At 50.7% G+C, this 15887-nt stretch carries 13 protein-coding genes; 6 read left to right on the top strand and 7 right to left on the bottom strand.

The window, feature by feature from the left end; genetic code table 11:
- Window positions 1–8: 8 nt before the first annotated feature.
- The 6 genes from HZS79_RS12585 to HZS79_RS12610 form a co-directional block, all read right to left on the bottom strand.
- The gene (locus HZS79_RS12585; protein WP_162219587.1) at window positions 9–512 is read right to left on the bottom strand and encodes a hypothetical protein; all 504 of its coding nucleotides are present in this window, start codon (window positions 510–512) and stop codon (window positions 9–11) included.
- A 78-nt stretch (window positions 513–590) separates the two neighbouring features.
- A complete protein-coding gene (locus HZS79_RS12590) occupies window positions 591–1847 on the bottom strand; it encodes a DEAD/DEAH box helicase (protein ID WP_162219586.1) in 1257 nt (418 codons plus the stop codon).
- 255 nt (window positions 1848–2102) lie between these two features.
- Window positions 2103–2576, bottom strand: a complete 474-nt coding sequence (locus tag HZS79_RS12595) for a helix-hairpin-helix domain-containing protein (protein ID WP_179928056.1) — start codon at window positions 2574–2576, stop codon at window positions 2103–2105.
- A gap of 40 nt (window positions 2577–2616) precedes the next feature.
- Window positions 2617–3114, bottom strand: a complete 498-nt coding sequence (locus HZS79_RS12600) for a PqiC family protein (RefSeq protein WP_338017244.1) — start codon at window positions 3112–3114, stop codon at window positions 2617–2619.
- A 106-nt stretch (window positions 3115–3220) separates the two neighbouring features.
- Window positions 3221–4903 carry an intermembrane transport protein PqiB gene (gene pqiB / locus HZS79_RS12605; RefSeq protein WP_162219583.1) on the bottom strand — a complete coding sequence of 561 codons (1683 nt, stop codon included), beginning with the start codon at window positions 4901–4903 and terminating at the stop codon, window positions 3221–3223.
- A complete protein-coding gene (locus tag HZS79_RS12610; RefSeq protein ID WP_162219582.1) occupies window positions 4896–6221 on the bottom strand; it encodes a paraquat-inducible protein A in 1326 nt (441 codons plus the stop codon). The genes pqiB and HZS79_RS12610 overlap by 8 nt, the downstream gene beginning before the upstream one ends.
- Window positions 6222–6438: 217 nt before the next feature.
- On the opposite strand from HZS79_RS12610, the gene HZS79_RS12615 reads away from it, so the two are divergent.
- The 6 genes from HZS79_RS12615 (at window position 6439) to HZS79_RS12640 (ending at window position 14469) form a co-directional block, all read left to right on the top strand.
- The gene (locus HZS79_RS12615; RefSeq protein WP_162219581.1) at window positions 6439–7413 is read left to right on the top strand and encodes a calcium/sodium antiporter; all 975 of its coding nucleotides are present in this window, start codon (window positions 6439–6441) and stop codon (window positions 7411–7413) included.
- A 220-nt stretch (window positions 7414–7633) separates the two neighbouring features.
- A complete protein-coding gene (locus tag HZS79_RS12620; RefSeq protein ID WP_179928057.1) occupies window positions 7634–9049 on the top strand; it encodes a cytochrome ubiquinol oxidase subunit I in 1416 nt (471 codons plus the stop codon).
- 2 nt (window positions 9050–9051) lie between these two features.
- On the top strand, window positions 9052–10053 hold the full coding sequence (locus tag HZS79_RS12625) for a cytochrome d ubiquinol oxidase subunit II (protein ID WP_162219579.1): 1002 nt from the start codon (window positions 9052–9054) through the stop codon (window positions 10051–10053).
- A gap of 31 nt (window positions 10054–10084) precedes the next feature.
- A complete protein-coding gene (cydD, locus tag HZS79_RS12630; RefSeq protein ID WP_246311466.1) occupies window positions 10085–11737 on the top strand; it encodes a thiol reductant ABC exporter subunit CydD in 1653 nt (550 codons plus the stop codon).
- Window positions 11734–13455: a thiol reductant ABC exporter subunit CydC gene (gene cydC, locus HZS79_RS12635; protein ID WP_179928059.1), complete on the top strand. Its 1722-nt coding sequence runs from the start codon at window positions 11734–11736 to the stop codon at window positions 13453–13455. Before cydD ends, cydC begins: the two co-directional genes overlap by 4 nt.
- A 21-nt stretch (window positions 13456–13476) precedes the next feature.
- Entirely contained in the window at window positions 13477–14469 is a 993-nt protein-coding gene (locus HZS79_RS12640) for an adenosine deaminase (RefSeq protein ID WP_162219576.1), read from the top strand.
- Between the two features lie 56 nt (window positions 14470–14525).
- Here HZS79_RS12640 and HZS79_RS12645 read toward each other — a convergent pair whose 3' ends face one another.
- A complete protein-coding gene (locus HZS79_RS12645) occupies window positions 14526–15512 on the bottom strand; it encodes a cytochrome-c peroxidase (RefSeq protein ID WP_162219575.1) in 987 nt (328 codons plus the stop codon).
- Between the last annotated feature and the right edge of the window lie 375 nt (window positions 15513–15887).

Below are 15887 nucleotides of genomic sequence, written 5' to 3' on the forward strand. Positions count from 1 at the left end.
GATTGGGCTTACTTAAGGTGTGGTCTAAGGTCCCCGCGTACTACATCAAGCAGCGTAATAAAGTGATAGTCCTGCTGCGTATCCAGGCAATCTACACGTACCTCGGTACGCATACCTTTATTGATATCGAGCTTATCGTAGATTTCGAGAGTCAATTTTCGTGGAGGCTTATCACCTGGCGTTATGGTGCCATCTTCAAGGGTAAATGTTTCTAGCAGCGTCACGCGCACACGTGCACTGCTCTCTTCACTGAGTACGCGACGCACGAAAAGCCATCCCTCGCAGGGTAGCGCTTCGTTTTGGTTGTGCTCACGCAAAAATAGGGTGCGATAACAGGCACCTTCGGTAGACGCTTTTTCTGCCATGCTGCGATATGCCTGGAGCACTTGCCCAGCTGATGCCCTGGCATCGTGTAAACGTTGTGAAATGCCTTGATGCTCGCGGCTAAGCTGTTCTTGTCGCTGAAAGGTAAGCCACTGGCGGTAATCATTAATAAGTTGAGATGACGCCATAATCACTCCATGAATAAAGTCAGCTGTTAACGCCAGAATGTACGTATCATTAACCTTCGCATATTCCTTGGCGCGGCGCTAGCGGCGGGCGCGACGACGTCGCTCTCCACCAGTGTTTGCTGGTTGCCCATCTGGTTTGCGATTAGCGCGTGGTTGTCGTTGGCCGCGGCGACCGTTTTCAATAGGCTCGGGCTTGGCGTTGGGGTCAGGCTCAAACCCAGGTTCAATGCGTTTAGGAAGATTTTGCTTGATCAACCGTTCTATGCCGCTTAATAAGCCATGTTCATCGACACAAACCAGAGAAACCGCTTCTCCATTGCTACCTGCACGTCCTGTCCGCCCGATACGGTGTACGTAGTCTTCGGCGACATTAGGCAAGTCAAAGTTAACGACATGGGGGAGTTCGTTAATATCTAGCCCGCGAGCAGCAATATCCGTGGCAACGAGGACTTGTAAGTCACCACTTTTAAAAGCGCCTAATGCGCGTGTTCTGGCACCTTGGCTTTTATTACCGTGAATCGCCATGGCAGGTATGTCTTGCTTGGACAGCTGTTCTGCCAGGCGGTTGGCACCATGTTTAGTACGGGTAAAAACGAGCACCTGAAACCAGCCGTGTTGCTGAATCAAATGAGCCAGCAGTTCACGCTTCTTATCGCGATCAACGCGGTAAATAGTTTGTTCGATTTTTTCGGCAGTGGTGTTGCGAGGCGCTACTTCTATCAATGCTGGGTTGTTGAGTAGCTGCTGAGCCAGTACCTGAATCTCGTTAGAGAACGTTGCAGAAAATAACAGGTTCTGACGCTGCTTAGGAACGAGACGCAGTAACCGCTTGATGTCATGGATAAACCCCATGTCGAGCATGCGATCAGCTTCATCAAGTACCAGGATTTCGACGGCAGAAAGGTCTACATGGCCTTGCTGATGCAAGTCGAGTAGCCTGCCGGGCGTTGCTACTAACACGTCAAGGCCTGCTTTCAGAGCATCTACTTGCGGCTGTTGACCAACGCCGCCAAAAATAATATGTGAGCGCAGAGATAGGTGTTTTCCGTAAATGGTAACGCTTTCACCTACCTGGGCTGCAAGTTCACGGGTAGGGGTGAGAACTAGCGCCCGCACTTGGCGTTTGCCGGGCCGTTTGCCATCCGCTAACCGCTGCAGCATTGGTAGTGTAAACCCCGCGGTTTTGCCAGTGCCGGTTTGTGCACTCGCAAGCATGTCGCGGCCTTCAAGGACGACGGGAATCGCCTTTTGTTGAATAGGGGTAGGCTGTGTGTAGCCCTGCGCGGTAACCGCGCGTAGTAAATCGTCGTGCAGACCAAGTTCAGAAAAGCTCATGCGTTCTCCGCAATCGCTTAGTAAGCAACTCCGTTTGATATCGTCGTTACTAAGCGTAATGTTCAAAAAGCGAGGGTGGTTCACCGTCGCGGCAGCGAAGTTTGCCAGATAAAGCACGATGCCGCGATGGTCATTTTTAGCCGAACAGTGCCATTAAAAATGCGTTGGCCGAATTCGGTGGTGACGGGTAAATACAGAGATGACGTAATTACATTCGGTGATTATACCACGGTTGCGGTGTGACGGCGCTTTTCCCTAGTCGCCCTGGCTGTGGTGATGCTCATGCAGCGCCAGAATCCGTGCTTTACTGGCCGTAGGGAGTGATAAGTTCTCGATATCTGTGGTGGTGAGATCAAATAAGTCATCGGGATAAGCAATGCCCGCTTCAAAAAGGTGCTTGGCAGTGGCTGGCCCAATGCCTTCTACGGCGAGTAAATGGTGAGCGAAGCGTTCTATAATTTGATCTTTCTGCGAGTCTGAATTAGCACTGGAGTAGATGTCCAGTGCTTGATCAATGATAAAGCGTTCAATATGTGATAGGGCTTCCAAAGATGAGTCTGAAGCATTAAGCAACGACAGCTGCTCTAACAAGTCGTCATGTCCTTGGAGTGCTGACTCAAGCACAGAGAGTGTGACATTGCCTCCAATCAATTCATCAAGCGATTGCGTTACGCTGGACAAGCTTCCGCGCAGCTTGTCTTCATTTACCGTAAGGTTGTTGTCATTCATCTGTCACTAGCTCCCTGCTTAAGTGTCTACGTCATACTATTTACTCAAAGTAGCTGTTAATGCGAATGTCGTTAGCAATTTGTGTCGCAACGCTACTCCAACTCTCGCCTAATGCGCGCACCAACGCTGGATAACCATCTTGATCAAGTACAGTTTCAGCTGAGAAGCTATTGAGTGCCAGCAATTCATTGTCAGGGCTTCTTAACTGCCATTGACCACTCGTGACAGCATATCCGTCATATCGTCCTTGGAATTGGTCAACTTCAATCATTAGCGTGAGAGCTTGCTTAGCACTGCCATCATCACGGACAACTTGAAGGGTAGGCATCGCAGTCGCAAGTTGAGTGCGTAGCGAGCGTTCGAGCTGCCGGCCGATGCTTTCCGCCCATTGATGCTGCCGCGCTTCGTTTAGTGTGATGTCATCGAGCTGCATGATAATGCCGTCAACGTCTAAATAGTGCGCTAGACGCGGTGAGCGCAACTGCAGTGTTCCCAGTGGCTGGCTAGGCGCACTCACAGCAGGTGTAGTAGGCAGCATGTACCGCTCAGGCGGGGTTACGCTGCTAGCGCAGGCAGTAAGCAACAAGCACAAGCTCGCTAGTGATAAGTATTGGATAGTCACATAACGCATCGTAAGGTCCCTCTCAATGTGGTGCTCTAGGAACGGGGTCCTGGGCGTCCAAGTTGTCAAACAGCAGTGCTCTTGGGTTCTCGTTTAATGTTCGGGTAAGCGGCTGCAGGTCGCGCATCAGGCGATCAAGGCGTTCGATGGCTGTAGTGAGCTCTTGATAGGCAGGCGAAGTGGGGGAAACTCCTTGCAGTGTGCTGCGTAGCTCTTCCAGCGTAGCGTTCAGGTTACCGCCAATTGCTTGGGTGCTGGGGTCGTTAAGCAGTTGGTTGATAGAGGCGCTAACCTCGCGTACCTCATGCAGTACACCTTCAGATGCTTGTAAGTTGCGGTCCATCCCAGCAAGCAGGGGCTCAACTTCAAGTGCATTTAATTTATCAAGCAGCTGAGTTACTTGGGCTTGGATTTGAGCAAATCCACCTGCTACGGTTGGGAAAACGGTGCGGCCCGAGAACGTTTCGGCAACATACTCATCAGCCAGCTCACGCTGGAAATTAAGGTCCACAAAGAGTGCTCCCGTTAATAAGCTGCCATTCTTTAGCGAGGCACGTAAGCCAAGGTCAAATAAACGCGTAAAGCGATTATCCCACTCCTCTAAATCAATACCCGAGTTTTCAATGCCCAATCGCTGTGGTTCTATGCGGATAAGCACTGGAATAGCGAAGCGTGCTCGCGAGTCGGGCTGTGGTGCAGTGAAATTCCAGGGGACGGCAGCAACCGTACCAATGCGAACGCCACGAAACTCAACGGCAGCGCCTCGAGATAGCCCGCGTACCGTATCGTCAACCAATAATACGTATTCTAAATAGCGATTGAAGGTTCCTTCTCGTGCAGCATTTTCATCCGGATAGAGGTTGAAGCGTGCATTTGGCTCTACAGGTTGTCCCATGGGTAAGTCTTCTGGTGCACCAAAGGTGACGCCTCCCCCTAGTAGCGCTTCCAGAGACTCTACCTTGACGCTTACACCATTGGCGTCTAGCTGAAAGTCAATACCGCTTGATGTCCAAAAGCGGGTGCTGTCGGTCACCAGTTGGCCATAGGGCTCTTCTATAAATACTTGGTGATGCATATTGCGAGAGTCTGGATCAAAGCGTGTTTCTTCAACTCGGCCGACGGTATAGCCTTGATAGGACACAGGATCTCCAACACGTAGTGAGTTGCCTAGCTGGCTCACTAGGCTGACTTGCAAGCCAGCCTGTCCTGAGTGAGCTACCGGTGGTGTATCACTAACGGCAAATTCTCGCTGCAACGTTTCCGACTGGCCTGGCTCTAGCTGTATATAGGCGCCTGATAATACCGTTCCTAGCCCGCTAATACCTTCTCGACCGATGCGAGGTTTAACTACCCAGAAACGACTGTCTTCACGCAGCATGGCTTCCGCATCGGGTTGTATACGTGCAGTCATCACCGCGTGAGAGAGGTCGTCGGATAAGCGAACGCTCTGCACTCGGCCGATTTCGACATTGCGGCTGCGTATTAGCGTACTGCCTGCTTCAATCCCTTCAGCGCTCTCCATGGTCAACGTGATCAATGTGCCACGGCTAGTATAGTTGTCGTAAACCAACCAGAGACCAATAACGACGGCAACGATCGGCACAATCCAAATCGGTGAAAGCCGCGTTTGCGGTGACGTTTTTGCACGATGAATATCGTTGTTGTCAGAGGCGCGTGGATCTTGGGGAGTTAAATCATTAGCCATCAACAGGTTCCTTGGTGGCCGTTTTACGGCGAGTAGGGCGGGGCAGTGGTGTGTCCCAAATCAAACGTGGATCAAAAGTCATCGCCGCCAGCATTGTCAATACCACGACTGATCCAAAGGCCAGTGCTGCAGGCCCAGGCGTAATCGACATTAATGATCCGGCGCGGATTAAGGCAACTAAAATGGCAACGACGAAAACGTCAACCATCGACCAGCGCCCGATAAATTCAGTTAATCGATAAAGTCGGGTACGGCTTTGAGCATTGAGCTCGTTGGTGTGTTGTATCATCAAACATAGCCATGCCAAGGCGACCAGTTTACCTACGGGCACGATAACGCTGGCAACAAAGATTACCACCGCAACAGGCCAAGAGCCCATTTGCAGTAATTGAACGACGCCACCAATAATGGTGGACGTTGTGGTATGGCCAAGGCTGGTCGTTGTCATAATGGGATAGACATTAGCTGGGATGTACATAACAGTGGCAGCGAATAGTAATGCCCATGTGCGCTGTAAACTATAGGGTACGCGCTGGTGCAGCTTTTCATTGCAGCGCACACATCGGCTTTCTCCTTGTGGAGAAAGCCGATTGATTAATCCGCATGTAGGGCAGCCTGTAATGCCTTGACTAGAAGCAGTGGTGCCTGTTTGTGTGCCTTCAGGGGCGCGTGGTTCTCCCTCCAACGAGAACCACATCCAGTCGGCGTCCAGGGATTGAGTGGTCATTAATAATAGCACTGCAAAAACACAAAACGCCCAAAATGAAATACCGAGTTCGATCTGCGCCATGCCCGCTATTTTTATCAGACTGACTAGCGCGCCAATGATGAATACATCCGCCATCATCCACGGGGTTAAATGTGCTAGTGAACGGGCAATATCACGACTAAATGCCATGGGGCGACCCCGCAAAAGACCATATTGCAGCCATATAACACCCAGCAAATAAACCATAGGAAGGATCACAATGGTCATGATGACAGCAATGGCCACAACAGGCTGGTGAAAGGCAATGAGTGTGGTGGCGGTCTGTGATAGTTCAATTCGGTTGCCAATACCGCCGACGCTAAAGCTGATAAAAGGAAACGATATTGCGATAACAAGAGCGACTAAGGAGGCAAGTGCTAGTGCCATGCTGCGCTGAGCAGGGTAGCGGTGCCGCTTCACTAGTACGTGAGAGCATCGTGGGCAAGTTGCCTTTTCCCCAGAGCTAAGAGGAGGTAGCGCAGATACCCAATCACATTCGTGGCATGCGCGCAGACGCCTGCGCTGACTGCGCTTTTCGGGAGGAAAGCAATCAGTCTGGGGCGTGTTCATCTTAAAAGAGGGTCGCTTAACAAATTTATATTGAGGCAACAGCTAACACTCTATGGATTGGTTAAGTAAAATTACCAAATTGGGTGGTATAACAGCCACCCTGGGGGTAAACGCTGGTCTCTAAAACATTGCTTGACCTTACCGGCAGCTTAGACAAGGATGCAGCCGACATAGTGCCTAATGATAGTGCCTAACATTACGATATTAAGGAACTGAAATGTTGCTTGCCTTTCTCGCTGTGGTAGCTGGGTTAGCGCTGCTTATCTGGAGTGCGGAAAAATTTATTGACGGCGCTGCAGCTACCTCTCGCTGGTTGGGGCTCTCTCCACTGCTTATCGGTATGCTGGTGATTGGCTTTGGTACCTCCGCACCGGAAATGATGGTGTCGGTGTTAGCGGCCATGCAAGGAAACCCTGGTTTGGCGGTGGGAAACGCGTATGGCTCTAACATCGCCAATATCGGTTTGGTGCTGGGTTTTGTTGCGCTAATGGCCCCTTTGGCAGTTCATTCAGGCGTGATTCGCAAAGAGATGCCGCTATTAGTCGGTGTTATGTTATTGACGGGGTTGATGCTTCATGACGGCTGGGTGTCCCGTTGGGAATCCGTTCTCTTGCTTGTGGCATTGGCGCTCTTTATTGGTGTCAGCATTGTGCGCTCTCGCGGTCAACAGGATGATCCCTTGGTTGATGAGGTAGCCGAGAGCCTCGACAGTAAAGCCATGTCTCGTGGGAAGTCATTGATGTGGACGCTAGTCGGGTTGGTGCTTTTGATCATCAGTTCACGGCTGCTGGTATGGGGGGCTGTGGAAATTGCCGTCGGCTTCGGTGTGAGTGATTTAATTATTGGACTAACGGTTGTGGCAATAGGAACGTCGCTGCCTGAGCTAGCGTCTTCTATCAGTGCTTTGCGTCGGAAAGAGCATGATATGGTGCTGGGGAATGTCGTTGGCTCTAACTTATTCAATAGCCTTGCCGTCGTCGGTCTTGCTGGCGTTATCTCGCCGATTGAAGTGGGGCGCGAAGTGTTAGTGCGAGATTGGAGCGTGATGACCGGGATGACAGTGATGATGGTGCTGTTTGCTTTTTCATGGCGCGGCAGACCTCGCCGCATAAATCGCCTTGAAGGCGGTGTTTTGTTTTCAATGTTTATCGCTTACACAGGCTATATGGTGAGCTTGGTGGTGCTGGCTTGATATTTAACTAAGAAAAATAAAGATTTGCCAGCGATACGTGCGTCAATGAGACACAGCTTGTGAGCTAAACTATCGCTGTCTAACAGTGGTCGAACCGTTAAAATATAACACGTGTAAAAAATAAGCTTAGTGCTTATAACTAAAAAAAGAGTGCCATAGAGGCTCAGCTAAGCTTGTGTGACCCATGACGGGATACTTATCCAAGTCTTAGGAGCGTGTGATGGAACTCGACCCCCTGCTACTGTCGCGGATGCAGTTTGCATTTGTAGTATCATTTCATGCGATCTTCCCTGTGTTCACCATTGGGCTAGCATCGTACATAGCGTTACTCCATGGCCTTTACTTCAAGACAAACAATCCTGCGTGGGATCGTCTGGCATTGTTCTGGACAAAGGTGTTTGCTGTTGTCTTTGGCATGGGAGTAGTGTCTGGCATTGTTATGTCGTTCCAGTTTGGAACCAACTGGAGCAACTTTTCCCAGGCTGCCTCGAATTTCCTAGGCCCAATACTGAGCTACGAAGTAGTAACGGCCTTCTTTTTGGAAGCGGCTTTCCTGGGGGTATTGCTTTTTGGTCGCGGTAAAGTACCTCAAGGTGTTCATCTGTTCGCCGCTGTCATGGTAGCAATAGGCACCTTTATTTCCTCATTCTGGATATTGTCAGCTAACAGCTGGATGCACACACCAGCAGGCGTGGAGCTGATTGATAACCGCTTCCATGTGACTTCATGGATGGAGGCTATTTTTAATCCATCCTTCCCATATCGTTTTGCCCATATGGCAATGGCGTCGTTTTTGACAGGCGGTTTTGTCGTCGCGGGGGTAAGCGCATGGTTCCTGTTACGCGGCCGTGACCCAGAAGCTAACCGCCGCGCACTCTCCATGTGCCTGTGGCTGTTGTTATTCCTTGCTCCAGCTCAGGCGGTTGTCGGTGATTTTCATGGCCTTAATACGCTTGAGTATCAGCCCACAAAAGTAGCCGCCATGGAGGGGAACTGGGAGACATCGACAAATGTGCCGCTGCTGTTGTTTGCCATTCCTGATCAAGAGGCGCAAACCAACCACTTTGAAATCGGTATTCCGAATTTGGCCAGTATTATCCTCACTCACTCGCCCAGCGGCGAGGTGCCTGGCCTCAGCGAGGCCGCCCTTGAAGAGCAGCCTCCAGTATTAATCGTTTTTTGGGCATTTCGCGTGATGGTTGGAATCGGACTGTTGATGATGGCTATTTCATTGGTAGGCCTTCTCATGCGCCGCAACGGCAAGGTATACCAACACCCTGGATACCTGAAAGCGCTGGTTGCGATGATTCCAATGCCGTTTGTGGCGGTGTTAGCCGGTTGGATAGTGACAGAGTCTGGCCGTGCTCCCTGGCTGGTGTACGGAATGATGACCCATGCTGAAGGCATCACTCCCTCTCTCACCGGCCCCATGGCGCTGTTCACCTTAGTTGGCTATGTGCTGGTCTATGCGGTGGTGTTTTATGCTGGCATCTACTATCTGTCTCGGGTGGTTCGCAACGGCATGTTGCCTGAAGAGGAGCGTGAAACCACTGGGGAGAATTTTAAGCGTCCCATGCGTCCTTTTTCCGCAGCGCATACCCCATTTGATGATGATGTTGACCCAGTAAGGAGCTGAACATGGAAATGTTTGATTTAACATTGATTTGGGCTGGCATTATTGGCTTCGGCATCATGATGTACGTGCTGATGGACGGCTTTGATCTGGGGTTAGGAATACTGTATCCGTTTGCACCAGATGAAGATGCCCGCGATGTCATGATGAATTCGGTGGCCCCCGTGTGGGATGGCAATGAAACATGGCTTGTTTTGGGGGGCGCTGGTCTATTGGGCGCTTTCCCTCTGGTCTATTCGGTTTTTTTGCCAGCGCTTTATATCGGCGTATTCCTGATGCTGGCAGGGCTGATCTTTCGTGGCATTGCCTTTGAGTTGCGTTTTAAATCAAAACGCAATCGACGCTGGTGGAATCGTGCTTTTTGTTGGGGGTCGGCTATCGCTGCTTTCGCCCAAGGAGCGGTGGTTGGTGCTTATATTCAGGGCTTTCGAGTGGAGAGCTATGCCTTCGCCGGTGGCGCTTTCGACTGGCTTACGCCGTTCACGATAGTGACGGGGTTTGGGTTGATGGCGGGGTATGCGCTATTAGGTGCCACATGGTTGATTATGAAGTCAGAAGGGTACATTCAAGAGTGGGCCTATAAAATCACGCCTTTGCTGCTTGCTTTGGTGCTGGGCGTATTTGCTGTTATTAGCCTGTGGACGCCGTTTGTGAACCCGCTTGTATGGGAGCGTTGGTTTGGTCACCTGCAGATTATCTGGATTTTTCCAGCGTTAGCATTGCTGTGTGCCTTTACCGTTTATCGGTCTGTTAAGCGGCGTGGCGAAGGGGTTCCCTTTATCGCTACTGTTGGCATTTATGTGTTCACTTACCTGGGCCTTATTGTGAGTAAGTGGCCCATCATTGTGCCGCCTGACTTTACCCTGTGGGATGCAGCGTCAGCACCTGAGTCCCAACTATTCTTATTAATTGGCGTACTGTTCGTCATTCCTATCATATTGACCTACACCGCTTGGACATATTGGGTTTTTCGCGGCAAGGTACGTGTGGGTGAGGGATACCATTAATCTTATGACCACCTCTCACCGAGACTCGGACATGCTTTTAACCCCACGCACATGGTTGCAAATGCTCGCTCAGCGGGAGAAAAAAAGGCTCTCGCTGTCAGTGGTATGGGGAGTGCTCGCAGGGGGGCATACGGCATTACTGGTGGTAGGGCTTGCGTGGGTGATTGACCAGCTCGTTGTGCAGGGTCGCCCACCAGGGTCGCTAACCACCATTTTTTTGGGACTTTTGGTCGTCGTGGCGCTTCGCTCGCTATTTCAAGCGCTGCAGGAAGCGAGTGGTGCGGAAGCAAGCCTGCGTATTCGCCAATATGCAAGAGAGGAATTACTCAACAAAGTGGCGGCCCTGGGACCCGTTTGGTTAACGCGCCAACAAAGTGGTGCTTTAGCTACACAGTCTGTTGAGCACATTGACGCGTTGGATGGCTACTTCGCGCGCTTTCATCCCCAACTGCGTATTGTGGTCGCGTTGCCGCTGCTGATCTTATGCGTGGTGGGGTGGCTCGATTACCTTGTCGCCGTATTTTTATTACTGTCTGCGCCGCTCATTCCACTATTTATGGCACTCGTAGGCATGGGGGCTGAACGCTTAAATCGAGATCAGTTCAGAGCCGTTTCTCGGTTATCTGCCCACTTTGTGGATCGGGTCAGAGGAATGGCAACGTTACAGCTCTTTGGTCACACCAAGGTGGCACAGCAAGATGTCTGGTATGCCACCGATGATTACCGACGGCTGAGTATGCGTACGCTGCGCCTAGCGTTCCTATCCTCAGCAGTACTGGAGTTCTTTGCGTCAGTCGCGATTGCCGTTGTTGCTATGTATGTGGGCTTTGGCTTGTTGGGCTATATCGATTACGGACCATCTCCATCCTTAACCCTATTTACCGGATTGGCGGTTCTGCTGTTGGCTCCTGAGTTTTTTCACCCGTTGCGCACGCTTTCCCAGCACTATCATGACCGTGCTGCCGCACTAGGGGCTGCTGAGAACATCGTTGCGATTCTTAATGAGCCTGACATGGTGCCCCGTGTGGCTACTGCGCCTACAGTGGCTAATGCCGTGATTGAGCTGCGAGACGTTACGATTGGATATGTAGGGCGGGCGACGGTGATTGAGGCGGTTGATGCCACCATTTTCGCAGGTGATGTGGTCGTTATTACGGGCGAGTCTGGAAGTGGTAAATCATCTCTTTTAGCCCTCATGGCTGGTTTTATGGCACCCAGTCGCGGTAAGTGTTGCTACCAACCTGGCGCCCAGGTTGCGTGGCTTGATCAGACCCCCTGCATCATTCAAGGTAGTTTGGCGGATAACTTACGCCTAGCGGCACCGTACGCCGATGAGCATGCGATGATAAACGCGTTGCAGCGGGCGGGGCTTGGTGAGTTATTACGTCAACTCCCTGCCGGATTAGACACGCAGGTCGGTGAGCGTGGGGTTGGCCTTTCCGGCGGTCAGTCGCAGCGTCTTTCGCTAGCACGGGTCTATCTGAGCAAGGCTCCACTGGTCTTATTAGATGAACCAACGGCGAACCTGGATGCCGCCACTGAGCAGGCCGTTATTCAAGCGTTATTAGCGTGGGCTAGAGAAGGACGAACGCTTGTGATCGCGACGCATCACCCTGCTGTGGTAGCGGTTGCTAACCGCCATTTTATGTGTGACTCAGGTCAACTCGTTGAGGTTGTCTCATGAAGCAGCTTTATCACGATATGAAGCCGTGGTTGCTGATACTGCTGCGGCGACGTCAGCATTTTGTCATAGGGGCGCTGTTGGTTTGGATAACGCTTCTGGCAGGCTTGTCGCTGCTGGGGCTATCGGGTTGGTTTATAGCTGCTTGTGCCCTGGCTGGCATTGCGCTGGCGGCGGGGCTACCTTCGATGCTGGATATCTATGTCCCTGGCGGTGGGATCCGCTTCTTCGCACTACTGCGTACGGTCGCCCGCTATGCCGAGCGACTTTACAACCATAACACCGTGCTAACGCTATTGGCTGATTTGCGCTACCGCGTGTTTGGTGACTTGACACGACTAGATGAAACAGCACTCAAGCGACGTCGTGCCAGTGAGTGGCTGAGCCGCTTAACGGCGGACATCGATACGCTTGATAATCTTTATCTACGATTACTGGTTCCGCCGTTTGTCGGGCTGCTGTGCATATTAGTCGTGTCGGGGTTTATCGCTATTTGGTTGCCCGTCATCGGTGCTGTCACTGCGCTCGTGCTTAGCCTTCTATGGTTGGTTGTTACATTAGGCTATGGCTGGTTTGGTTTTGCCAACAGTTATCAGCAGGTTAACGATCAAGATGAGCTGCGTCGTTTAGTGCTTGACCAAGTACAAGCCTCGGCTGAATTGATGAGTTACCAAACCAACGACTGGTATCGCGCAAGGGTTGATCAGCACGAAATGAGGGCGCTCAGTAATCAGCGTCAGCTGGCGCATAAGTCAGCTATCGGTAATGCAATTGTAGCGGCCGTTACTGGAATGCTAGTGGTAGGTGTTTTATGGCTAGGTAGCTTTACGCTAGCAGCGGGACACGTGGCGGGTCCCATTTTGGTGATGGCGGTGATCGCGGTACTGGGTATGAATGAAGTGTTTACGACATTACCAGCTGCTTTCCTCAGAGCAGGTGCTAGCTATGGTGCCGCTCAGCGGCTTAACGGTTTATCAGCCGCGGCGAAAGACGTTGTTATGCTGAATTTGCCTGATACCTCGTGCGGGCATCAAGTAGTGTTTCAGCACGTTTCGTTTCATTACCCAGACGCGGCTTACTCAGTTCTATCGGACATTACATTTACCGTGCCTGCTGGCGAGCGAGCGGTAATCACTGGTGTGTCAGGAGCGGGTAAGTCAACGTTAGCAAGTTTAACAATGGGTAGAATCTCACCCACCCAGGGCAGTGTCGCTATAGCAGGCAACGCGCCAAGTCACCTGATGCCTGAAAATCGTGCTGAACATTTTGCCTACCTCACTCAGCAAGTTGACCTTTTTGATGGCACATTGGCAGATAACCTACGTGTTGCTAACCCTGATGCTAACGATACTCAGCTTTGGGAGGCGCTGTCACAAGTGGGATTGGATCGTTGGGTGCGCCACCAGCCTGGGAAGCTGACTACTCAAGTTGGTGAAAAAGGGCAGCAGCTTTCCGGTGGGCAGGCTAGGCGAGTCGCTTTGGCTCGCCTTATGCTTTGTGACCCCGCGGTAGTACTGTTAGACGAGCCCTTTGCAGGTGTAGATCAATTTACCGCTCAGCATATCGCTAGATCGTTAGATAGCTGGCTGATCGGACGTACCGTTATTTACTTTGTCCACCAAGTGGAAGATGCCTCGCTGCTGCCGAAGGTCGAATACTGCTGGAGACTTGCTGAGGGAGGATTAATTACGGATACTCTTGATTATATTGGTAATAACTAACTTTAATGTCAGGAGTCTCCCATGCTTGAATTTCTTCGCCGGCTACCCAAGGTAGAGCTCCATTTACACATTGAAGGGTCACTTGAGCCGGAGCTAATGTTTGAGCTTGCCAGTCGTAATTGTATTGAGCTTCCTTATGCCACGGTAGAAGAAGCAAAAGCAGCCTATGAATTTGATGATTTACAAGGGTTTTTAAACCTTTACTACCAAGGCATGAATGTACTGCGTACAGAGCAGGATTTTTATGACTTGGCTATGGACTACTTCAAGCGCGCAAGAGAAGAGGGGGTGGTGCATATTGATATGCACTTCGATCCGCAAGCCCATATTCAGCGTGGCGTTTCCCTAGACGTAGTGATGTCGGGGTTGCTGAGCGCTAAGCATGATGCTGAGACGTCGCTTGATTTGTCGGTTGGTATGATTATGGCCTTCTTGCGTGATCGTCCCGCAGAAGAAGCGCTTCAAGTGCTTGAGCAGGCGGCACCGTACTGGAAGTCTCTAGATGCGATTGGACTTGATAGCGCAGAGCATAATAATCCTCCTATTAAGTTCCAGGCAGTATTTGCGCGAGCAAAAGAGATTGGCTTAGTCCGCGTCGCTCATGCTGGAGAAGAGGGACCCGCCGACTACATAGTTCAAGCGCTTGACGTACTTGATGTGCAGCGTATTGATCATGGTGTTCGCTGTCTTGAAAGTGAACGTGTGGTACAGCGCCTACGTGATGAACAAATCGTATTAACGGTATGCCCTCTCTCAAATGTAAGTTTGAAAGTCGTTGATCAGCTGCGTTTTCACCCGCTCCCCAAGTTGCTTGAGGAGGGGCTTAAGGTGACGATTAGCTCTGATGATCCAGCCTACTTTGGCGGCGGGTTGCTAACTAACCACATTGCATGTGCAGAAGCATTCGGTTGGGGGGCAGATGTCTTTCGTTTACTAAACCTCAATGCTATTGAGGAAGCATTTACAAGTGACGAGCGGCGTAAAGAGCTTATACAGCGTCTCGAGAAGGCATAATGACTACCTTGAGCCCACCAGTATCACGCTGGTAGGCTCAAGGTGGCTACCTTTATTTATGGTAGTGCTGGTACTTCAAAGTCAGGCATTTTTCCTGTCAGCGTGTGTAAAAAAGCAGTGATATCATTAATTGTGCTGTCATCAAACTCACGGCCGAGCATTTCTTGCCCCATGATGGCGACAGCTTCTTCCAGTGTCTCTGTAGCGCCATTATTCATATAGGGGTAGGTAACACCGACATTGCGCAGAGTTGGGGTACGGAAGCGATATTTGTCTGCTTCTTCACCCGTGACTACATAGCGTCCTAAGTCAGTGGAGCCAGGAACCTGAATAGCATGGAATTGGCTATCTGTTAGGTTTGCTCCCCGGTGGCAAGCTATGCACCCATTATCGACGAAGGCGACCATGCCTTCTTTTGCTTGATCGCTAATAGCATTTTGATCTCCTTGCAAGTAGCGATCAAAAGGTGAGTCCGGCGTATTCAGTGTTCGCTGAAATGCAGCCAGTGCCTGTGCGAGATTTTTGGCACTTATTGGGTCACTTTCTCCAGGATAAGCGTCAGAGAATTTTTCTTGATAAAGCTCAAACTCAGCTAAGCGTTCAAGGGCATGTTCCAACTGCATTGCCATCTCGACATCCGCTTCAATGGGACCTAGTGCTTGGCCTTCTAGGTCAGGTTCTCGACCATCCCAGAATTGAGACTCCAAGAAACCGCTGTTGAGAACAGTAGGGGTATTGCGCTCACCCACTTGGCCGTTATGGCCAACTGCCCGAGGAATACGATCAGACCACCCCAGGGCAGGGTTGTGGCAAGTTGCGCAACTGATAACACCGCTTGCCGATATTCTTGGTTCAAAAAACAGCATGTTGCCCAAGTGTACCTTCTCATCTGTCTGCGGATTTTCAGCAGGCAGAGGTGGTAAATGTGGCAACGGCTCAAAACGATCACGGTAACTTGCTAGCTCATCGTCAGCCATTGCTGGGCTTGTTGCCAGTAGTAGTGAAGCTCCTGCTACATATAGAGTATTACGTGCTGTTTTCATTGAGCCCTCTCCCGAATGACTGGACTGGTCAGTATTTTGGAATCACTGATTTTTAAATTATTGGTATTGACGGTCTGCTGCTAAAACCAGTCTAAAAAATTTAGATTTACTGATGATTGCGCCAGGTCAAGTTGGAGTGGTTTCACATTCATCTCTCCGTCCACGGCCCCTGGATGAAGAAGAGAAAAAAGTTATTGACGCACTGATTTAAATGCGTAAAATACGCCCCACATCGAACGGCAACGCCAATCGATAGCTCTTTAACAATTTGATCAGGTAATTCATGTGGGCGCTTGCCGATGAGGGTGATAAATCACCAAATATCAAGGCAAGCGGTCATGACAATGTAAATTGAAATGAATTCGTTTGAACCTT

Origin of the sequence: Vreelandella zhaodongensis, from assembly GCF_013415115.1 — a bacterium.
In the GTDB taxonomy this organism is placed as follows: domain Bacteria; phylum Pseudomonadota; class Gammaproteobacteria; order Pseudomonadales; family Halomonadaceae; genus Vreelandella; species Vreelandella zhaodongensis.